The organism is Prosthecobacter sp. Pr1 (assembly GCF_057652315.1).
Genome location: NZ_JBYFBS010000006.1, coordinates 231,298 through 251,381, shown reverse-complemented (window position 1 = coordinate 251,381; position 20,084 = coordinate 231,298). Strand labels below are relative to the sequence as shown.

Here is a 20,084-nt window from a genome sequence, read left to right as displayed (position 1 = left end):
GGGCTTTACTTGGATTTTTTCAGGAGCGGGAGTTGATCTAAAATTTTGCAGATCCACGTCCAGAGTTCAGCGACGCGGGTATTGAGATGCTTGATGGATTCGTGATGGCCCTGCACCTTCTCAGCCACAGGGTTGAGCCGCTCATGGATGTCCTTGATCTCCTTGAGTGTGGCCGTCGTCATGCGCGTCTCCATGGCATGCAGTGCGCCAAGGATCGTTGCAGCGCGGTCCTCGCCCGCCTTGATGATTTCATGGATGCGCTCCGCCGTGGCGTTGTGCTGCCGCAGGTTCTCCCGGGCGCTGGCCGTGATCTTGTCGTCCAGGCTCTTGAGTTCGTCCCGCGTGTCGCCCTTGATCGCATGCTCAGGCACCGGGCGCACATCCAGCGGCTGCGCGATGCTCACCGGGTCTGACTTCGTGCCGCTGGCCTGCTTGCCGCGCTTGTGCGCATACCACATGCCCGCGCCCGCCATGCACATCATGACGAAGTACTTCACGAAATCGGCCGGCACGCCGCCGATGTCTGGAGAGGCAAGGGTGATCATGATCAATCCTTGGACAGTTCGTTGAGTTTTTGGAGTGCCTTCATGAGCGCCGCACAGCCGCTTTGCTTGCTCACCAGCCGTGCGTCGTATCTGCCATCACTGGCGTATTTGCCGCAGCGGTATTGATCGGTGAAGCTCCACAGGTAGGGAGAGGGAACGCCGCGCCTGCGGTAGCCGGTGCCGTTGTAGTTCTCCAAAACCACCAGCGCATTGCCGATACTCCAGTCAGTGACCAGATGCAGCCCGTCGCAGATGATGGCATCCCGTGCGGACTGCTCCCAGGTGAAGGGCGGTCCGCCTGTCTTGGGCCTGCCTTTGGGAACCTGCACCGTGCGTGCTTTCAATGAATCCCCGTTGTGCAGATGCTGTGAAAAACTCAGCCCGCATTCCATGGAATGCAGCACGGCCACCACCCACCAGGGCATGCCCTTGAAGAAGGCGGCCAGTTCCTGATAGCGTCCCTTGCTGCCAAGGATGCGCTGCACTTGCGCACGCACTTCCGCCTCATGCTCGGGCTTGATGACGCAGGCGGCAAACTGCGCCGCATAGTTTTCAGCGAGGGATTTCATGACGCTCAGTTCCTGATGTTGACGGTGCTCAGCATGAAGGCCACGCGTTCACCGCAGATGGGGATGCGGTCGGCCAGCTGCATGCAGCCCGGGCCATCATCGTATGGCAGTTCCGGCTTGATGCGGTTCTGGCGCGGCTTCACGGCGGCTGTTGGCAGCACCTTCACCGGCTGCTTCGCACTCGGCAGCTGCGGTGCAAGGAAGGCGCTCTTGATGATAACCCCGGCCTCCTGGATGAGCAGCGCATCGCCCTGCTTGATCACACCTTTGTTCACGGCGGTTTGCAGACCCAGCTCAGCCAGGCTGAAGACTTTCAGGCTTGTGGGGTCTGCCGGATTTGTCACGATGGCCAGTCCGCGCTGAATGGCGACGTTGTCCCCCGGGGTGATCTTGCCTTTGGCAGCTGCCAGATTAAGCCCGAGATCCGCAAGCGCCACAGTGGCCTGCCCTGCATTGGAAGCCATGAAGGCGGCAAAAGGCGCACACGAACTCAGGGACAGCATGCCCACGCAGCCAATCAGCAGCAGCGGGCTCTTGGGAATGTTCGTGCCTTTGAAGACGGCCCCCAGCGCCTGCCAGTTGTTGAGGCCGTTGCCTTTGGCTGTGGTGAAGCGCAGGATGCCAGCGAGCAGGAGGATGATCCACAAGCCGTATCGTTCATAAGCAGGCGGCAAAGCCTTGGTCACGGCCTCCTGAATAGCAGGATCAATGTCCTGCGCAAAAGCACAGGGAACGGCGGCAAGGCACAGTAGAGAGAGCAGGAGCAGTTTCATGATGGGCGGTGGTGAGGTGAGGACTGAAACCACCCGCCGCGATGAGCGGCCCCCGGCTGAACCCCCCAAGGCCAGCCAGAGACCGCCCACCAGCATGCAAAGGCCCAACAACGAGCCATGACACGGGTAGCGGCCTGCACAGTGCGTGCAGCCCGCCTGCATTCACCGCGCCCAGTGGGACGAGTGCGCAACCAGTAGGCGCGACATCAGGACATAAAAAAGCCGCGCAGGAATGCGCGGCTTTGAGGATATTGAATCAAGGTCTTATTGCATTTGGGATGCATAGATTGCGAAGAAGTTTTCCGCCTCCGCTTTAAATTCTTTCGCCGCAGTTTCCTCATGTGCCTGCCTGAAGGTGAAGACCAATCCCCGTGCCCTTTTGATGAAAACCGGATTCTTCACCTCAATCAATAACTTGTCCAAATCCTGACAGGCCAAAGCGGTTGATGCACTCGATCCATAATGCCCCTCGGCGACCACCTGCGCATGGTAGTACACAATCTGGTCATAAAACTTTCGCTCCCCCTCTCCGAATTCTGGCTTCAGAAAAAACCATGTCCCAAGAATGCCAATGAGTAGAGAGAGGGCGCAGGAGAGTATTGTTTTCATATTTTATTCTGATCTTTTTTGGTGGCCACCAGCTTTATTTTCACGCTTTAAATTTCACTTCATGAGAACCTTGGTCATCATGATAAGAGAAGCCCATGCCGTCAGCATCAAATCTCAAAAAGGTGAGGAAACGCCATTCACGTACCCATGAATGAAAGGGAATTCCGGCATCGTCAGAGAAAAGAAAACTCACATCATCCGTGTCTGCAGCATCCTTTAAAACAAAGAAACCGTTGTTCGCCACCCATGCTTCAGCGATTCGTTCGCTAGGCTCAAGCCAGAGGCGCAGTTCGTCATAATAAAACAATGCCACACGTCTCGCTTGGCCAGAACTCTTGTCTCCCCAGACAATGCGCCAACGACCATCCAGCGAATGCCTGCTATGACCGTGAAATGGCATCCAATCAAATCCGAGTGATTGTGCTTCTGGGTATTCTTTTGTTGGGGCCAGTTTCGCCCCAGGTAATGGTTGCATAGGAGGTGGATCGCCAGTCCCGCCACGCCGCTTCCACTCTTTCACATGGCGATCCCAACGGCGCTGTTCTGTCTGCCTCTTATATTCCGCATTCGCACCAGCACCAGCGTCTGTGAAAATTTTCTCCAAACTCATTGGGCCATCTCTAGCTTCTATATCATGGAGCCTGAGTGCAAGCTCACGTAATTTTCCAGGACTTCTGGCCTCAAGGGACTGACGCTCACGGCGCAATCTTTCCTTATGCTCATCACGCCACTCAGATAATTCCGTCAATGGCCTTGGAGTGAGTGTTATCATTTTCGGTCAACTACATGAGTTCTCTTCGAAAAGATGAGTGCACTGGATAAATCCAATGAAACTCCTTCAAGGAATATTCAACAGATGGATAAATTGCGTTGTAGGGGATGAGCTTGATGCGCTCACCTTCCAGTCGTGTAAACCTCCGAAGAACGACACCGTCATTTTTCAGTTTTGCCACGACCAGGCAGCCATTTCTTAGTTCCTCATCAGGATCAACTATTACAATATCATTGGGCTCACATTTAGGCTCCATGCTGTCACCTTCGACAATTAGTCCGAATGCCCTCTTTCCCCTGCACAAGGTTGGAATACGCTCCTGCCAATGAGCCGGTAGCTCCTCGTAACTGGTGGCAGATCCAGCGTGCGCCCAAGAAACGACTGGCACTGTCCCGACGAAAATTTCGTCAACAGGTCCAAGTATTCGAGCGTTGCTGAATGACTCGCGTTTAATTGAGATCATCTGACCATCGCCGGTCTCTAACCAATTAGCGTTTACCCCCAAACGCAAAGCGAGTTCATCAATGTTTTTGCGTCTCGGTTTCGAACCTGAGCGCCAGCGGTAGATGGAGCTAAGTGCGATCCCAGCCTCTGCCGCGAGATTAGGCAATGCTTTTCCCTGCTGCTCGCAAGCAGACTGCAAACGCGAAAATATTTTCTCTGGAACGCTAATATTCATTTGCGCAAATTCGCGTTATCGCTTAAAACGCGAATACCAACGCAACAAAAGATGCCACAACATAAACAAACGCACAAACGCAAAGCACGCGGCGACACTAAATTCCCCGGCATCTGCCGCCATGCCAAAGAGCTTGGCGTGAACCGCTGCACTCTCTACCGCGTTCTCACGGGTGAATGGGAGCTGCCTAAATTGGCTTCGCGTTATAAAGCGCTCATCAAAAATGAACGGAGGGCCGCGTGATGAGCCTTCCCCAAGACATCAAAGAGCACTGGGAACTCTTCATCTCTGAACAGCAGGCAGAGCATCCTTCCGCTGTGGCCGAGTTTGGACTCGCCTTCATGTTCATGCTTCGCCACGCACCGTTCAGCGTGCAGCTCGCAGCCATTCCATTCATTCGGAGGGGAGAGGTCAAGACTCGCGAAGATCACAACCACTTCGTCGCCGCACTGACGGCCCTGCTGCCAAGCAAGATCAGGTTCCGCCTCCGCATTCCTCCGCCTCTCCCGCTGAGCTCCTGCCCAGCCGTCCGGCAAAATGTCCAGCAGCCCCGCTGCATCACCAAGCTCAACAAGATCATGGGCTTCACCACTCCACCAAGAAAGGCCGCTTAATCATGAAACTCACCACTCAACACTCCATGAGGGACTTTACGCGGGCCGTTGGCACTGCGGCCCTGCACAGCAGCATTGATGCCGTGGCCCATAACAGCTACGCCGCTGCCTGCGGCAGCTTGGAGCACCTGATCTATCAGATCTGCCAGCTGCACCCTGAGGCGCTGATGGTGGTCAATGACTACCTCGCCCGCAACACACCCGTCACTCCAGCCACGGCGCAGCTGCAACAGTCCCTCTCCGAAGGTGGTCCCGACCACACGCTTGAAGGATGGGATGCTAATGAAGCCAGTGAGACTCAGGCGCAGCCTCTCCCACTGCGCCCTCAGGCGGAGGCCAGCCCCACAGACCTTCTGTCACCCAGTCCACGCGCCCTCCGCATTGCCAGTACTCTACAAGTAAGGACTCTGCGAATGTTTGCAGCGTCTCATCCGGGTCCCAGTCTTGCGCTGGATGGGCGGTGCAATACCATCTTGCGCAGCAGAGGCGAAACAGAACCTCTAGCCTCACTGGATCTGTTAGCTGCGGCCAGGATTGTCTATCAGCAAAAAGGCTACAAGCCGCATCTGCCTCTGCTGACCCTGGCCCCTTCAGGATGCCCAGCATCACCGGCAGCGCCACACGCGGCTCCGGCAGGCTCAGCCGCGCCAGTTCCGCATCCCACATCGGTATCATCTCTTCAGCAGTCATCCGCCCACCATGGCGATGCCTGCGGAGACATCAACTGTGACGGCCAGTGTGATGACCGCGCACCGCTGATCATCCTCATTGACCAATGCGCCTCCGTCGAAGCCGCCCGCAGTGAAGTGGCCAACGCCACACCCGCAGCCCTCCGCCGCGCTGCGCGCTACCTCCGCACGGATCTGCACAGCCTGCCCAGCGCCATCACCCGCCGCGTGCGTGAGCGCCTGCTCAAGAGCCTCTGACCGATCACTACCTTCAACCGTCAACCTCCCCGCCTGCCCCCATGTCACAAGCCATTGAACGCCTCAAAGACATGCCCCGCGAGATGACCGCCGAGCAGGCTGGCTATGTGCTGGATCGTGGCCGCGATTTCATCGTCCGCGCCATCAGCAAAAAGAAGCTGGAGCATCGTGGTGACAGCGGGCGCGGCACCGGTGCCAACCTCCGTTACATCATCAGCCGCGAGGCCCTGCTCACCTACATCGTGCGCAACACGGGAGGCGATCGCTTCACCCTCATGCATGCCATCAAGGAGCTGCTCCATCCGAAGCTGCATGAGCTGGCTCTGCAAGTCGCCGCTGAAAGCTCCGCACCGCCCCAGCCCCCCAGCTGGATCAGCAGCAGCAGCCAGCCCCGCACAACGCGTGCCGCCCGCGTGCAGCCCGATCCCTTCGCAGGCCACCCCGACTTTTTCAGAACGCCCACCGCCGACTGAAACAACACAGCAACATCCCAACAACAACACGCCAAGCCCAAGCCCATGACAACACACCACCCGCAGCACAGCACCAACAAACGCCCGCCGCGCAATGCGCATGAGATCCTCACGCGCACCGTCGATGGCCTGCAGCGCCTCGCCTTCCTCAAGGTGAATCAGGAAACGCACACCCTCAACGTCGAGCCCTCCCACGCACCCCTGCTGCGCAAAGCCGCTGCGCAGTCTAAGACCTTCCGTGTGACCGCTACGCCCGTAGAGCAACCGTCCCGGTTGCAGTCTCCACCCGCGAACGTGCCGCCTCTGGCCGTTGGTGATGTCGTGCAGTGTTTCGAAGATCCGATCCGCCAGGAGTGCATTGAAGGCGACTGCATCTTGATCTCCAAGCAGATGGGCCGCGATGGCGGCTACGAACTCTGGCGCGTCCGCTTCGCTGCTGATGGAATCGACGGCCCTGTGGTCACACGCGTCATTCATGTCCGCAACCGCTACAAGATCGAAAAGGAGGCTGCATAAGATGACCTCACCATCCACACCTATCTGTGCTCTCACCGACGCCGAAATTGAGACAATCAATGAAGCGATGGTCGACAACATGGAGTGCCGCCTTGTCAGGCATGAGACGGCCACTGTGATGATCTACGAGCCACGCAGCGCCACATGCGAAGGCGTCACAATCAAGCTCTGCGTCAACCGCACCATTAACGAGGCCTGGGAGCTGGCAGGTTCTCTTTGGGCAGCAACCAACGAACCCGGAACCTGATCATGAACCCCTACGCCCCACCCGCCTCTGCCTACCGCTGCAAGCGCCCACTACTCAGTGCCTGCTTTAACTTCGCTCTGCTGGCCACACTACTGAGCTGCGCTGCTGGCATCTGCGTGGCCTATGCCACCAACAGCCCGCTGCTCACTCTCGCATGCAGCCTGGCCTTCCTCTCCATCCAGTGCTGCTTCACCGCCGCTGCCTGCTGGCTCGCTGATCGGCTCTCGATCAAGAAACCCACCACGGAGGAAGCACCATGAGCACCTACATCCCATCCGTCGCAGAAACCGTGCTCTGCATGATCGGCCTGATCGTTCTCGCCTGCCTGCTGGCTCATCTCAAGAAGGATGCACCTCCCGGGCGCAATGAGCAGCTCATCCGCCGCCATCGCCGCATCCAGGAGCGCCAGCTTGGCGAGGCCTACCGTGACGACGGCTACACCCAGCCCTTCTTCCTCTTCTGCATCACCGGGATCTTTGGTGCTCATGCCTTCCTGGCCATCGGCTACGCCATCACCTGCGCCGTCTTCGGCTGCGAGCCGCCCCGCTGGTAAACAACCACGAAACAAGAACAAGGAACCAATAACTTCTATGCAAACACAGCCAACGCCCCTCACTCCCCGCGAACGCGCCTCCAAGCTCGTCAATGACTTCGCCAGCAAAACCGCCAACCTGGAATCAGCCACCGCTGAGACCCGCGCCAAGATCACCACACTCACCGCCGCGCTCAATCAAGCAGCTGCACCCTTTCTCCTGGAGCTGGCCAACCTTGAACAGGAGGCCAAGGAACTCGCCCTGGCTCACGGCCCCGATATCTTCGGTGACAAACGCAGCCTCACTGAGAACGGCTACAAGCTCGCCCTCACAGCCACCGATGAAGTCGAGATCGACGGCGGCGAAGAAGCAGCCTGCGCCCGCATCCGCCGCGCCCTGGCCGCAGTCGGCAATGGCGATGACGACAACAGCCGCAACACCCGCCTGGCTCTCAACGCCTGCCTGAACGTCACCACGAAGATCAATCGCACCTATGTGAAGGATCAATTCGACGACTTCACCGAGTTCTTTGAAAAGCACGGTCTGCGTGTGGTGGAGAAGGAAAGCGCCAGCCTCAAGAAAGCCCCGCCTCCACGCGTCGCCAAGGCCAAGCAGAAGAAGGCCCCCAAACTCAACACCACCGAGCAGGCGGAAGAACAGGAGGCCGCATGAAGAAGGGGAAATCCAAGCTCACCAACGTGCAGCGCATCACAGCCATGGTGGCACGCCCCGTGTGGGAGAAGCTTTCCAATCTGGGCGTGGTCGAAGAAACCTTCGACGCCTGGAGGCACCGCGAGTGCGAGACCAAATTCGGCCACCGTCTCAGCGCTGCCCCCAAGAGACTGCACAACGACATTGAGGCTCATTTCAAGGCCCTCGGTGGAGACACCAGCGGAGCCTATGCCCAGCTCACCGGCCAAACGAATGAGGAACGCCAGCAGCGCCACGTCATCACGGGCCTGTGCAAACAGCTCAACGTCTCCAATCCCGAGACCTACGCCCAAAGCCTCAAGCCCCACCAGCTCAAGGGCGTGATCATCAATCTCAAAGCCAACCTGAAAGAACGCAGGAAGACACAAGCATGAGCACCCCTGAAACACTCCACGACTGCCCGAGCTGCGGGCGAACCAAATTCACCGCAGCCGGTCTGCGGTCGCACAAATGCAAGCCCGTGGCTGTCACGGTGGAACCGGATACAACCCTCGCTCCCATCCTGCCCAAGATTGAGCTGATCAACACCTTCAACGCCCTGCAAAACGGCATCAAGGCCGATGCCCTGGCCATGAAACTGAAGATGTTTTACGCCGGTCTGCTGGTCAACGAATTGACCGAGCACTTCCGCCTCGAAAACGGCGAAACCCGGGGCAGACAGGGAAAAACTGACAGCGATGTCACTTTTTCCTCAGCGACCCTTGAAACCTTTCTTCAAGACGCGCTCGGAGTGACCTACCGCACATGCCGCCGCTATGTGTCATTCTGGGAAAACTGCACCGTCAGCACCAAGCATGAGAAGGCCGTCAAGGCGCTGAATCTGGCCTGGACGAATCACCTGCAGACACTCCAGCTCGAAGCGCCCAAGAAGGCAGGGAAGGGCAAAGCCGCCCAGCCTCTGGCCCTCACTCTGCACCAGCCGAGCAAGAGCTTTGCAGAGGACGTGCAGGAGCTGCTCCTGGAGGCCGATGATCTGGGTCTGCATGAACTCTTTGAGCTGCCCGTCAAAGACGCGGGCTCTGATGAGGATGACACCGATCCCGAGCCAGCCAACAACAAGGACAAGCTCATCAAGTTCTGGATCACGGACTTTGGCCGCCGCCTCACACGCAAGGAATACATGCGCCTGCCCAAGGCCTCCCGTGAAACCCTCGCCACCGACTGGGAGCAGGCGCTGCTGGAACTCAAGGACTCGCTTAACACCTCCAAGAAGAAAGGGAAGGCATGAAGCGCAACGAACTGGTGACCTTCCATCCTGTCAGCCGCGACCGTGAAACGCTGCCCTGCTTCCCCGTCAGCAGCCTGGGACAGCCCCTGGAGTGTCAGCACCAGTCCGGCACCATGCGCCTGCTCAGAGGTGATCGTGTGCGCATTGACGAGCTGCGTGGAGATTACGCCCTGGTGTCTCATGCCGGTCTCAAAGGCGGCGTGCTCCTGGTCTCTCTCAATCAGCTGGAGCCTATCCCAGTCGCCACCCCACAAGCGGAGGATGCCCACCTGTGAGCGCCGAAGCCGACAAGCTCCGCAAAGAGATCAGCGATGCCGAAAAGAGCATCGCCAAACTCTACGCTCAGGCACGTGATCTGCAGCCACAGCAGCGGCAGATGGTGGAGCATCAGATCAAACGCGTGGAAGGCACCGTGCGTGACATGCGCATCAAGCTGGCCTCCCTGGATGATCGCGGCGACGTGCCTTGCCCTCATTGCAAAACACCCATGCCACGCGGCTTCGAATTCTGCCGCCCCTGCATCCGTGAGCTGCCGTCCAAACTCTACATCCGCCTCAAAAGCGCCGTCGGCTTTCATCACCACAAGCTCGTCCCCGATTCCTTCCTGGAAGAAGCCATGAAGGCCGCACGCAGCCACCTCAAGCAGCACAGCAGCGCCGTCCTGTAAACCGCACCCACGCACCCACTTTCCAATCCTATGGACCGCGACGAATCATCTCCCGCCCTCATCACCTCCGAGCACACCGGCTCGCTGTTCTCACTCCACGTGAAGTCACGCGACCTGCCCGAGTTCTTCCGCCTGCAGGAGCGCAACCAGGAGCGCGTGCGCCTGCTCCTGGGAGTCATGGATGTGATCCGCACGGCTCCCACCCTCAGTGAAGGTTACCAGCGCGGCAGCGCAGCCTGTGGCACCTTGCGTGGCACCTCGCCGGACAGCCTGCGGCGTCAGTATGCTGCATGGCGTGATTCCAAGCACGACTGGCGCGTCCTCATTGATCAGGCGCTGGAGATCAAACCTTTCGCTAGCATGCCGCAGGAATTCATAGACGAGGTGCAGGTGCGAGTGGACGCCAATCATCGCAGCATCGCCGCCGCCCTCAAGATGCTGCGCGCCGACTGGGTGAAGGGCAAGGAGATCCCGGGATATGGTACATGGCGTACTCACTGGGCACGCACCAAGCCGGGCCGCCCCTTTCCCAAGCACTGCAACACCTACCCGGACGGCTGGAGCACTCGCAACCTGCGCCGCAAGCTCGATGACAGCAAGGCACGGCGCATCGCGCAGATCCAAGGCCATGCCGCCGCCAAGAAGTTCCTGCCCACCCTCAAGCTCTCCCGTGTGGGCTCCGCCCCAGGTCGTCAACTCATGTGGGATGACAAGGAGCATGACTACTTCATCAACTCCTTTGAGCACAAGCAGGCCGCACGCCCCATCGAACTTTACGGCCATGATTACAGCGCTGCCTTCAAGACCTTCTACGGCCTCAAGCCCAAGTACAAGGATGAAGAGGGCTATGTGAAAAAGCTCACGGGTGACATGATGCGCCTTGTGGTGGCTGGTCATTACTGGAAGTGGGGTTATCACCCCCTTGGCACCGTGAACTATGCCGAGCACGGCACCGCCAATTTTGCCGAGGACGTGAGCAGGGCTTTGTATGACGACACGCAGGGACTCATCACCGTGAGTGAATCCGGCTTCGATGGCCGCGCCTCCCATGCTGGCCTTTATCATGGCCGCTGGCGCGGACAGCCCGGCTGGAAGGCCTCGCTTGAAAGCGGCAACAACAACGATCACAATTGGCTCGCCGCCACGGAAGGCCAGACCGGCCGCAATGTGGAGACGCGCCCCGAGCAGCTGCATGGCATGCTCACCCACAATGCTCAGCTTCTGGAGTCATGGGCCTGGCTGCCCGTGGAGTTCCGCGACATGCTTCAGTTTCCGCTGATGGAGATCCACAGCTTCCGCCGCCGACTGGATGAGATCTATCACCAGATTGCCTGCGAGCGGGACCACGACTTGGAAGGCTGGAACGAATGCGGCTACATCGCGCAGATGCTCGACATCGGCGGGCACCTTATCAGCCTGGACGAACTCAAGCAGCGCCCCGCTGACGTGCAGCAAAAGGCGCTCGTCGCCATGCAGTGCGGCCTGTTGGTGCCTCAACCCGTGAAGATGAACCGCTCCGAAGTCTGGCATCGCGGCAGCGCTGATCTCATCCCCATCCACGGCGGCACTGTCTGCCGCATCCTCGGCCCCGGATTTGCCAAGGAGGTGAAAGTACAGTCGCACGCCTTCTGCTTCGCTGATGAAGCCGTGGGACCGGAGGAGTTGTACTACTTCGGCAGCGTCACCACTCCCGAGGGCGCCCGCGAAGAACTGCGCGAAGGCGAACGCTATGAGGTCTATGTGAACCCCTTCGATCCTGCCTGCCTTTTTGTGCGCAATGCCAAAGGCCGGTTCCTTGGCGAGGCCAAACGCCAGCCACGCGCCCAGCGCCTGGACCACGACGCTGTCACCGCCGCCGTGCGTGAATACGCCCGCGAGGAAAACGCCACGATGAGCAAGCTCATCAAGCGCCAGCTGCCCAACATCGCCAAGCGCCGAGACCGCCACAAGCACAACGCCGCCGTGCTCAAACAGGCCGCAGCATCCGAATCCGCCAAAACCCGCAAGGCCACAGACGCCCTCAATGCCTCGCTCCCCACAGCCAGCACCAGCAATGACAACAACAACACCACCACCGCCCCCCATGAAATCAACCCCCGCAAGCTCTTCTAAACCGGCTGCTGCCGCTGAGCAGCAGCCCAATCCCACGCTGGTGGCCAGCCTGCTGCGCCACATGCAGCACAACGGCCTTGATCCGGCCTCCATGAAGGACCGCGCCATCATCGGCAAGCGCCTCGGCTATCAGGACGGCACGCAGGTGTATCGCTTCACCACCGCAGGCAAGTGGGCAGGGGACGTGCAGAAATTCGAAACCCGCCTTGAGAGCTACCTCTCCAACGAACTGCGCATCGAAGGTGGTGGCGATCTCATCGACGACCCCGCCAGCTTTATTCAGCCCTCCATGTTTGCCTTTCTCGATCAGGTACGCGTGACGGGCAATATCGGCGTGGCCCATGCCCCCGGTGGTGTGGCCAAAACCTGCACCTGCCGCCTCTACGTGAAGCAGAACAAGGCAAATACGCTCTACATCCACCTCTACACCTGGACGCGCCGCCAGGGCTGCATCGTGCGTGAGCTGCTCAAGGCCGCAGGCCTCAAGCTGGGCCGTGGCGAATCCCCCGAGACCATCCTTGCCCGCCATCTGCGCGACAGCGAGACCATGCTCATCATCGACAACGCGCAGCGCATGACACGCCATGCCCGCGACTGGCTGCGCGATTTCGTGGATCTCACCGGCACACCGATCGCACTCGTCGGCAATCCCGAGATCATCGACCAGTGGGCGAAGTGCGACCAGCACAAGCGCGTCGTCGGCCTCAAGCGTGACGTGTCCTTGGATCTCCATGATCCAGATCCGGCCCTCAACACCAGCGAGCGCACCGTGCAGCTGCTCCTCAATCGCCACCTCCCCGAGGCCACCGGCAATGCCAGCGTGAAGAAGCAGGCCCTCAAGATCATCACCGCCCCAAACAGCGGTGCCTGCGGTGCCGTCGTCATGCACGCCAAGCTCGCCCGCCTCATGCTGGAGGGCGGCAAAGTCAACGACCCCGCCGAAGCCTTCAGTCTCGCATCAACTCAACTCATCCAGGAGGCCGCTTAACTTTATGAATACCCTTGCCCTCGCCTCCTGTGGAGATCCCATCGTCGATGCTGTACGTCACAAGCTGCGCGCACCGGCTGAGGATGACGCGATCTGCGCCGCAGTGGCGCACAAGCTCGCTGAACGCTCCAAAGTCGGGCAGCTCAAATATGGAACCAAACTCACCCGAAATGATCTGACCCAGCTTGACTGGCTCAATCACGCTCAGCAGGAAGCCATGGATCTGGCTAATTATCTGGAGGTTCTCATTCAACGTGTCCCCACATGGACCACCTCCTTTGATGAGATGCAGGAGAAGGCATTGACCGTGGCCTGTGAGCTTCAAATCCTCATCCAGGAGGCCGCGTAACATGAACACTCTAAAAATCCAATTCGGGGCGATCATCCGCCCGATCTGTTTTGAGCTGCCAACCACCTGGGTATGGGGTCAGGTCACTGACTGCACAGGGCTGTGTCTTGGCCATTCATCCGACGATGAATATTCTGGCTGGGCCCATCTGCGCACGGCACTGGAAATCGAAGCCTGCGCCACTTGGTTGGACGGCCTGTGGCAATACGCCAGACTGGTGCGCTCGTTAGACCCTGGCTGTGCGCAGCGCATCGACGTCAGTGTTTGTTTTCAGGGCATCAGCCCCCAGTTTGAGGAGGAATACGAAGGCGCTGAAAATCTGGAGATCAACGCCGTCGTTTCTGCGCCCAATACAGATCTTTGCATCTATCTGGGCCGCCAAATCGGTGATGAGGACGACGTGTTCGGCAAGTGGGACACCCTCAAATCAGAACTCGACGCCAAAGCCCTAGCCACCCTCCTGTGCGATGTCGCCACCGCCATGCGCGAGAAGCGCTTTCACTATGGCCGAGGCGATCCCATGAAGGCCTATTTCAAGAGCAAACCCGCCCCTAAACCGCTGCTTCTGACAGAAAGGAGAGCGGCATAGCCATGAGAGCCCTCTCTATTCGCCAGCCATGGGCCCAGATCATTCTCGATGGCCCAAAGACGATCGAAAACCGATGTTCCCGCACCTACACTCGCGGCTGGGTTCTCATTCATGCCGCGCAGACCTTTGATGAAACAGCTCTACCCTGGCTCACAGATCAGGCCAAGAAGTTCACCGCCCCACTCGACCTCTCCGCACTCATGACGGCCAAGGTCATCGTACGCCGTCCTAACCTGCCAAGCGGTGGCATCATCGGCGCGATGCACATCACCGATTGCGTGCAGTCTTCAGATTCCCCTTTTTGGAGGGGCCGTTATGGCTATGTGATTGACCGCGTCGTTAAGCTGCCCTTCCACCCCTGCCGTGGCCTGCCCGGCATCTTTGATGTCACTCTCCCGCCAGAGATCGCCGCCCAGGTGCCCGGGATCTCTTACACTATTGACCGGGAGGCTCCGAAGTCATGAGCCAGCCCAATTCAAGCCACTTCCACAACGGCAAAGCCGCCCGCAAAGCTGGCAAGCCCTGTACGATCACCGATGCCCGCCTGTCTCCCCAGTCCCGCGCCGAATGGTACGCAGGCTGGAACATGCAAGATGTCCTGATGCGCCCGCCTCCCACCGCTGCCGAGGTGGCCCAAAATGATGAATTCTTCGCCGATCTCCGCGCCAAATTGAGAGGAGCCAGGGCATGAGCTCACCTACTCACCTCGTCATTGCCGACCTGGTCGATACGATCCCTCTTACCATGCTAGGCAACCTTCCATGCCCTTTCTGCGGCAGCATCAATCTCTCGATCGTCACCTATCCAAAAACGCCCAAAGACCCGGAGCATTCATTCATTCAATGCGAAGCCTGTTTTGCCACTGGCCCCTCGGACCTTAACGATCAGGCGGATATTGCGTGGAACAAACGCGCTCACGGCTCCGAGATCTTCATCCGCCCGACCGATGTCCGCTGCATGGTCGCCTTGAACCAGGAGGAAAAACCATGAACCAGACTGAAGCATGGGAGGAAGTCGTAAAGGCCGCTGAACAACGGCTCTCCATTTCCGAAGATGAAGCCTTGCGCCACGGCAAGTCCCACGCCCTCCCCAAGCTCGCCCAGGCCCTGCGCAAAGTCCGCCCCCGCGTCGAACGCATGCGTTCCCGCCTCGATGTCATCCGTGCCAGAAAGGCCGGGAAACCCACCCGCCCATCATGGGCAACCCCGTGAGAGCTACGCAGTGAGCAAAGCTTGCCGCCGTCCAAGTACCGTGCATAATCCGTGCAGGCCGCCTGCAACGCGAGTTCCGGGAGCCTGCCAGTTGCGCAAACCTTTGTCACAAAGCCAGTTTCAGCCCTGAACCTGCGCAAACCCGCCAAAGTAAGCCAAGTGAGCACCAAAGCCCCGTTTTCCGGGCATTCCCGCCTTTTCCCGCCTTTTCCCGCCTTTTCCCGGCCTTGCGCAAACCTCCTGTCATTCTTCTGATTGGCATATCCGCACTCGTCGGCGCGTATGACTCCGATCATGAATCTTGTTTTCCCGATCCTGGCCTTCGCGTTTGCATTCGTTCTACAGACCTCGGCACAGACGCCAGAATGGAAAGCGGCAGCCGCCAAGACGATCATCACACCCACAGAGCCGATGTACCTCGCCGGTTTCGCAAACCGTGAGGTTCCTGCAGAGGGCACAGCGATGGAACTCCATGCGAAGGCTCTGGCGCTTCAGGACGCGCAGGGAGAGCGCTTCGTGATGGTCACGCTTGATCTGGTGGAGGTGACGGTTCAGCTCCGGGATGCAGTGGCGGAGGCCGTGAAGGCCAGGTTTGGTCTGCCTGAAAAGGCGCTGCTGCTGAACTGCTCGCATACGCATTGCGGGCCGGAACTGCGTTACACGGAGCTGGAATTCATGAGCTTCACCGATCCTCTTCGCAAGGAGCGCTGCCTGCGCTACAACGCATGGCTGAAGGACAAGATCATCGGCATCATCGGCGAGGCCTTGCAGCAGGTGGAACCGGCCACGGTCAGTTATGGCCACTCGCGTTGCGGTTTTGCCATGAACCGCAGGCTCAAGAGCGACAAGCCGGCGGGCGATCCCTACTTAAACAGCCCGAATCCCGAGGGCGTGGTGGATCATGATGTGCCGGTGCTCACGGTTCAAACGGCGGCTGGCAAGCTGAGCGCCATCGTCTTTGGCTACGCCTGCCACAACACATCAATGAGCATCAAGCAATGGCACGGTGACTATGCAGGTCATGCGCAGCAACTGATCGAGGAGGCGCATCCGGGCACCATCGCATTGTTCATGATGGGCTGCGGTGGTGATCAGAACGCCTATCCACGTTTCAGTCCGGTCTTCAGCCTCCGCCACGGTCAAAGCCTCGCCACCGCAGTGGAGGCCGCGTTGGATGCAAAGCCGAAACCGATCCATGGCCCGCTGCGCATTGACTGGCAGACGACGCGGCTCGACTACCAGTCGATTCCCACGGCAGACCAGATCGAAAAACGGCTGAGCACGGGTGAAGGCTATGAAAAAAGCTACGAGGTCTATCAGCGCAAGTGGGATGAAAAGCGATTGCATGCGATCAAGCACACCGGACTGCGCGACCACTACGACTACCCGCTTCAGGTGGTTCACTTCGGTCATGATTTGACCTTCGTGGCGCTCAGCGGTGAGACCTGTGTGGATTATTCGCTGCGCCTGAAGCACGAGTTCAAGGGGCCGGGAGCTTTGTGGGTCGCAGGCTACAGCAACGACATCCTCGCCTACATTCCGAGCCGACGCGTGCTGCTTGAGGGTGGCTATGAGGCCTTTCGTTCGCTCATGTACTGGTCCAACCCGCTGCATCCGGACAAATTTGCGGACACACTTGAGGAACGCATCATCTCCAAGGCGCAGAAAATGATGCAATAAATGGTCGCCTCGACAGGCGACGATCAGGCGTTCGCTACAAATACTTTCTTGCTTCTGCGCGGCATTTTTCGTCATGCTCTGCGCATGATCCGTTTTCTTTGCCTTTTCAGCCTCTGCTTGGTCGCCACCCTCCATGCCGGGGGAAAGCGCCCCAACATCCTCTGGCTCATCGCCGAAGATTTCGGCCCGCATCTCGGCTGCTACGGTACCAAGGAAGTCTCCTCACCAGTGCTCGATGCTCTGGCGGCAAAGGGCATGCGCTTCACCCGCTACTACACCACCGCCCCCGTCTGCTCCGCCAGCCGCTCCGCCTTCAACACCGGCATGTATCAGACCACCATCGGCGCGCACAATCACCGCTCTCACCGCGATGACGGCTTCACTCTACCCGCAGGCGTAAAAGTCATCAGCGAGCGCATGCGCGAGGCCGGCTACTTCACCGCCAATGTGAAGGATCTTCCCCCGGAGGCAGGCTTCAAAGGCAGCGGTAAGACCGACTGGAATTTCCAAGAACCCACCAAGCCCTTCGACTCCTCCAACTGGGATGACCTCAAGCAACATCAGCCCTTCTACGCGCAGCTCAATTTTCAGGAAACCCACCGCACCTTCCACGCGCCATCCCATGCCGACCCCGCCAAGGTGGAGATCCCGCCTTACTACCCCGACCACGAAGTCACGCGCAAAGACATGGCGCAGTACCTCGACGCCGCCACCGAGCTGGACCGCAAGATCGGCAAAGTCATGGAACTCCTTCAGCGCGACGGCTTGATGGAGAACACCGTGATCTGCTTCTTGGGAGATCACGGTGCTGCCCATGTCCGTGCCAAGCAGTTCTGCTATGAGGAAGGTCTAAATACACCGCTCATCCTGAGCTGGCCTTCGGGCATCACTGCTCCCACTGGCTACGAGGCAGGAAAAGTCAGCGACCGCCTCCTCATGTCCATCGACCTCACCGCCACCACCCTCACATGGGCTGGCATTCCCAAACCTCAGGGCATGCAGGGCCAGGTTTTCATGGGCGCAAACGCAGAGCCGCCCCGCGAGTACGTCTTCGGCGCCCGTGACCGCTGTGACATGACGGTGTTCCGCTTCCGCACCGTGCGCGATGCCCGCTACCGCTACATCCGGAACTTCACCCCCGATCGCCCCTTCCTCCAGCACAACGCCTACAAGGAGAAACAGTATCCCGTGTGGAACCTCATCAAAGAACTCGCCGCGCAGGACAAGCTGACGCCCCCGCAGGCCGTGCTGGCCGCCCCGACTATGCCGGAGGAAGAGCTCTACGATTTGCAGGCGGACCCTTTTGAGATCAACAACCTCGCGAAGTCCAATCAGCCAGAGCACCTGGCCGCTCGCGAGCGCTTGAGTTCGGTGCTCAATGCATGGATCGAACAGACGCACGATCAAGGTCGGATTCCAGAGCCTGAAGAAGTCGCGCGAAACGAAGGCCGTACGAAAGAGATGCCACCTGGGAAGCAAGGAAAAGGGAAGAAGAAAAAGGGATGAATGACGAATTCAGAATGACGAATGAGCAGGATCAGCCATTCTCAAGCTGTGAAGCTGCTCCCTAACCATCGTGCGCATGACGCACAGCATCTCATCCAGCGCTGGCGCGTGCTCGCACGTACCGCTGGCTGCCGGGTCAAGACCTTGTGCAAGGTGGGTGATATGCCCGTGATCGTGCTCGAATCTGCTTCAGCACAGGCAGGAGAGCCTGCAGTCTATCTTTCCACTGGCGTCCATGGCGATGAAGCGGGTTCAGCCTGGGGCCTCCTCACCTGGGCTGAGAAGCACGTGAACGAACTGAAACGCGGATCCTTCTTGATCGCCCCCTGTCTCAATCCGGTGGGACTCACGCTCAACACTCGCGCGGATCATCGTGGTTTCGACATCAATCGTCGCTTTCACGATGCTGCAGATGAGATCTGCGGCCCATGGCAGCAATGGATCACTGGGCGTGCGATGCGTTTTGGGCTCTGCCTGCATGAGGACTACGACGCACAGGGAATCTACCTCTATGAACTCAACCACGCACGACAAACGGTGGGTCATGAAATCATCGAGCGCTGCGCTCGTGTGATCGCACCCGATTCGCGAAAGAACATCGATGGTCAGCGGGCCAACCGGGGTGTGATCAGGCGCCGCACGCTGCCGACTCACCTCCCCGGAATGCCAGAAGCCATTGAGCTGCATGTGCGCGGCTGTCCGGTCACGCTGACGTTTGAATCGCCTTCGGAGTTTGATTTCGATACGCGCGTGCGGGTGCAGGTAAAGTTCGTGGAGTCAGCACTGGCCGTTCTTGATTAAACAATGAACACCACTCTCCTCCAGTGCCTGCTTGTACTGACGGTTATTACCGTCTTGTCAGGATGTGCCTCGGTGAAAAAAATTGCCGCAGGTCGCGGTGTGCTCTGCGCTGAAGACTGGGTGAGTTACGATGGCAAAACCATGCCGTGGAAATCATGGCCTGTGCCTGCCGGTGTCACACCGCGCGGAGTGGTGATCACGATTCACGGCTTGAGCGGCGCAAAGTCAGATTTCTGGTATCTGGGCGAACAACTGCCACTGCATGGTTATGCGGTCTATGCATACGATTTGCGCGGTCAGGGAAATGATCCCGTGGTGGCCGAGCGTGGCGACATTTCAAACGCCAGCGCCTGGCAGCGTGATCTGGCCACGTTTCACGCGCTGGTGAAGCGCAGGCATCCCAAGACCCCGGTCTTTTGGTATGGAGAGAGCCTGGGCAGCCTCATCGCCTTGCACACAGCGGCGGATCTGCTCGGAAATTGGTCTGATCCCGATGGGATTATCCTCGCATCACCGGTGGCCGGGCTGCGCACGGCTTTGAGCGGTTTCAAACGCTTCCTGCTCGACACGGCAGCCAGGCTCACTCCACGCTCACGATACACGCTTGGCGAGCTGGCAGGCGTGGATGAATCGAAAATCAAAGTCACTTCACACTCCACCCATGGCGGTCAGATGGCGGTCACGCCCCACCATGTCAGCGCCTTCTCGCTGCGCCTCCTCTCAACCATTGGCGGTATGCTCGATGCAAACACTGAATCAGCCCATCGTTTGAAAATGCCGGTGCTCTTCGTCGCATCCCCGAATGATGTGCTGTCATCAGCAGACCAAATCCAGGCCCTGTTTGCCCAGATCCGCAGCCGGGACAAAAAACTGCTCTGGTACACGCGTTCCTACCATCTGCTGCTCCATGATGTGCAGCATGAGGAGGTGGTGAAAGATGTGACACACTGGTTGAACCGCCAGGTGAACGCCATCCATCGCTGAAC

The 20,084-nt window shown here is 58.9% G+C and carries 30 protein-coding genes; 24 read left to right on the top strand and 6 right to left on the bottom strand.

What is annotated here, in order from left to right; translation table 11 throughout:
- Nucleotides 1–5 precede the first annotated feature (5 nt).
- The 6 genes from AC24GY_RS12810 to AC24GY_RS12785 all read right to left on the bottom strand — a co-directional run bounded on the left by AC24GY_RS12810 (nt 6) and on the right by AC24GY_RS12785 (nt 3,947).
- Nucleotides 6–545 carry a hypothetical protein gene (locus tag AC24GY_RS12810; protein ID WP_487683398.1) on the bottom strand — a complete coding sequence of 180 codons (540 nt, stop codon included), beginning with the start codon at nt 543–545 and terminating at the stop codon, nt 6–8.
- Nucleotides 546–547: 2 nt separating this feature from the next.
- Nucleotides 548–1,114 carry a peptidoglycan-binding protein gene (locus tag AC24GY_RS12805; RefSeq protein WP_487683396.1) on the bottom strand — a complete coding sequence of 189 codons (567 nt, stop codon included), beginning with the start codon at nt 1,112–1,114 and terminating at the stop codon, nt 548–550.
- A 5-nt stretch (nt 1,115–1,119) separates the two neighbouring features.
- The gene (locus AC24GY_RS12800) at nt 1,120–1,887 is read right to left on the bottom strand and encodes a hypothetical protein (protein WP_487683394.1); all 768 of its coding nucleotides are present in this window, start codon (nt 1,885–1,887) and stop codon (nt 1,120–1,122) included.
- A gap of 264 nt (nt 1,888–2,151) precedes the next feature.
- Nucleotides 2,152–2,496 carry a hypothetical protein gene (locus AC24GY_RS12795; protein WP_487683392.1) on the bottom strand — a complete coding sequence of 115 codons (345 nt, stop codon included), beginning with the start codon at nt 2,494–2,496 and terminating at the stop codon, nt 2,152–2,154.
- A gap of 40 nt (nt 2,497–2,536) precedes the next feature.
- On the bottom strand, nt 2,537–3,268 hold the full coding sequence (locus tag AC24GY_RS12790; protein ID WP_487683390.1) for a hypothetical protein: 732 nt from the start codon (nt 3,266–3,268) through the stop codon (nt 2,537–2,539).
- Between the two features lie 10 nt (nt 3,269–3,278).
- On the bottom strand, nt 3,279–3,947 hold the full coding sequence (locus tag AC24GY_RS12785; protein WP_487683388.1) for an XRE family transcriptional regulator: 669 nt from the start codon (nt 3,945–3,947) through the stop codon (nt 3,279–3,281).
- Between the two features lie 242 nt (nt 3,948–4,189).
- On the opposite strand from AC24GY_RS12785, the gene AC24GY_RS12780 reads away from it, so the two are divergent.
- The 24 genes from AC24GY_RS12780 to AC24GY_RS12665 all read left to right on the top strand — a co-directional run bounded on the left by AC24GY_RS12780 (nt 4,190) and on the right by AC24GY_RS12665 (nt 20,082).
- Nucleotides 4,190–4,561, top strand: coding sequence for a hypothetical protein (locus AC24GY_RS12780; RefSeq protein ID WP_487683386.1), 372 nt, complete (start codon nt 4,190–4,192; stop codon nt 4,559–4,561).
- Between the two features lie 2 nt (nt 4,562–4,563).
- On the top strand, nt 4,564–5,487 hold the full coding sequence (locus tag AC24GY_RS12775) for a hypothetical protein (RefSeq protein WP_487683384.1): 924 nt from the start codon (nt 4,564–4,566) through the stop codon (nt 5,485–5,487).
- Between the two features lie 41 nt (nt 5,488–5,528).
- Nucleotides 5,529–5,960, top strand: coding sequence for a hypothetical protein (locus tag AC24GY_RS12770; RefSeq protein WP_487683382.1), 432 nt, complete (start codon nt 5,529–5,531; stop codon nt 5,958–5,960).
- 45 nt (nt 5,961–6,005) lie between these two features.
- Nucleotides 6,006–6,476: a hypothetical protein gene (locus AC24GY_RS12765; RefSeq protein ID WP_487683381.1), complete on the top strand. Its 471-nt coding sequence runs from the start codon at nt 6,006–6,008 to the stop codon at nt 6,474–6,476.
- 1 nt (nt 6,477) lies between these two features.
- The gene (locus tag AC24GY_RS12760; protein WP_487683379.1) at nt 6,478–6,723 is read left to right on the top strand and encodes a hypothetical protein; all 246 of its coding nucleotides are present in this window, start codon (nt 6,478–6,480) and stop codon (nt 6,721–6,723) included.
- A gap of 2 nt (nt 6,724–6,725) precedes the next feature.
- Nucleotides 6,726–6,983, top strand: a complete 258-nt coding sequence (locus AC24GY_RS12755; RefSeq protein WP_487683377.1) for a hypothetical protein — start codon at nt 6,726–6,728, stop codon at nt 6,981–6,983.
- Nucleotides 6,980–7,276, top strand: a complete 297-nt coding sequence (locus tag AC24GY_RS12750) for a hypothetical protein (RefSeq protein ID WP_487683375.1) — start codon at nt 6,980–6,982, stop codon at nt 7,274–7,276. Before AC24GY_RS12755 ends, AC24GY_RS12750 begins: the two co-directional genes overlap by 4 nt.
- Before the next feature lie 37 nt (nt 7,277–7,313).
- Complete coding sequence (locus tag AC24GY_RS12745; protein WP_487683373.1) at nt 7,314–7,928, top strand: hypothetical protein; 615 nt, start codon at nt 7,314–7,316, stop codon at nt 7,926–7,928.
- A complete protein-coding gene (locus AC24GY_RS12740; RefSeq protein ID WP_487683371.1) occupies nt 7,925–8,341 on the top strand; it encodes a hypothetical protein in 417 nt (138 codons plus the stop codon). Before AC24GY_RS12745 ends, AC24GY_RS12740 begins: the two co-directional genes overlap by 4 nt.
- Nucleotides 8,338–9,195 carry a hypothetical protein gene (locus tag AC24GY_RS12735; RefSeq protein ID WP_487683369.1) on the top strand — a complete coding sequence of 286 codons (858 nt, stop codon included), beginning with the start codon at nt 8,338–8,340 and terminating at the stop codon, nt 9,193–9,195. Before AC24GY_RS12740 ends, AC24GY_RS12735 begins: the two co-directional genes overlap by 4 nt.
- Complete coding sequence (locus AC24GY_RS12730; RefSeq protein ID WP_487683367.1) at nt 9,192–9,470, top strand: hypothetical protein; 279 nt, start codon at nt 9,192–9,194, stop codon at nt 9,468–9,470. Before AC24GY_RS12735 ends, AC24GY_RS12730 begins: the two co-directional genes overlap by 4 nt.
- Nucleotides 9,467–9,862 carry a hypothetical protein gene (locus AC24GY_RS12725; protein ID WP_487683365.1) on the top strand — a complete coding sequence of 132 codons (396 nt, stop codon included), beginning with the start codon at nt 9,467–9,469 and terminating at the stop codon, nt 9,860–9,862. The genes AC24GY_RS12730 and AC24GY_RS12725 overlap by 4 nt, the downstream gene beginning before the upstream one ends.
- Before the next feature lie 30 nt (nt 9,863–9,892).
- Entirely contained in the window at nt 9,893–11,974 is a 2,082-nt protein-coding gene (locus AC24GY_RS12720; RefSeq protein ID WP_487683363.1) for a hypothetical protein, read from the top strand.
- Complete coding sequence (locus AC24GY_RS12715) at nt 11,946–12,962, top strand: AAA family ATPase (protein ID WP_487683361.1); 1,017 nt, start codon at nt 11,946–11,948, stop codon at nt 12,960–12,962. The genes AC24GY_RS12720 and AC24GY_RS12715 overlap by 29 nt, the downstream gene beginning before the upstream one ends.
- Before the next feature lie 4 nt (nt 12,963–12,966).
- Nucleotides 12,967–13,311 (top strand): hypothetical protein, encoded by a 345-nt coding sequence (locus AC24GY_RS12710; protein WP_487683359.1) that lies wholly within the window; start codon nt 12,967–12,969, stop codon nt 13,309–13,311.
- A gap of 1 nt (nt 13,312) precedes the next feature.
- A complete protein-coding gene (locus AC24GY_RS12705) occupies nt 13,313–13,900 on the top strand; it encodes a hypothetical protein (protein WP_487683357.1) in 588 nt (195 codons plus the stop codon).
- A gap of 2 nt (nt 13,901–13,902) precedes the next feature.
- Nucleotides 13,903–14,364, top strand: coding sequence for an ASCH domain-containing protein (locus tag AC24GY_RS12700; protein ID WP_487683355.1), 462 nt, complete (start codon nt 13,903–13,905; stop codon nt 14,362–14,364).
- Complete coding sequence (locus AC24GY_RS12695; protein WP_487683353.1) at nt 14,361–14,591, top strand: hypothetical protein; 231 nt, start codon at nt 14,361–14,363, stop codon at nt 14,589–14,591. Before AC24GY_RS12700 ends, AC24GY_RS12695 begins: the two co-directional genes overlap by 4 nt.
- Nucleotides 14,588–14,890, top strand: a complete 303-nt coding sequence (locus AC24GY_RS12690; protein ID WP_487683351.1) for a hypothetical protein — start codon at nt 14,588–14,590, stop codon at nt 14,888–14,890. Before AC24GY_RS12695 ends, AC24GY_RS12690 begins: the two co-directional genes overlap by 4 nt.
- A complete protein-coding gene (locus tag AC24GY_RS12685; protein WP_487683349.1) occupies nt 14,887–15,111 on the top strand; it encodes a hypothetical protein in 225 nt (74 codons plus the stop codon). Before AC24GY_RS12690 ends, AC24GY_RS12685 begins: the two co-directional genes overlap by 4 nt.
- A 294-nt stretch (nt 15,112–15,405) precedes the next feature.
- Complete coding sequence (locus AC24GY_RS12680; RefSeq protein ID WP_487683347.1) at nt 15,406–16,791, top strand: neutral/alkaline non-lysosomal ceramidase N-terminal domain-containing protein; 1,386 nt, start codon at nt 15,406–15,408, stop codon at nt 16,789–16,791.
- A gap of 84 nt (nt 16,792–16,875) precedes the next feature.
- Nucleotides 16,876–18,297 carry a sulfatase family protein gene (locus tag AC24GY_RS12675; RefSeq protein WP_487683345.1) on the top strand — a complete coding sequence of 474 codons (1,422 nt, stop codon included), beginning with the start codon at nt 16,876–16,878 and terminating at the stop codon, nt 18,295–18,297.
- Nucleotides 18,298–18,345: 48 nt separating this feature from the next.
- A complete protein-coding gene (locus tag AC24GY_RS12670) occupies nt 18,346–19,098 on the top strand; it encodes a M14 family metallopeptidase (protein ID WP_422314513.1) in 753 nt (250 codons plus the stop codon).
- Nucleotides 19,099–19,101: 3 nt separating this feature from the next.
- Nucleotides 19,102–20,082, top strand: a complete 981-nt coding sequence (locus AC24GY_RS12665; protein WP_487683343.1) for an alpha/beta fold hydrolase — start codon at nt 19,102–19,104, stop codon at nt 20,080–20,082.
- Nucleotides 20,083–20,084: the final 2 nt, after the last annotated feature.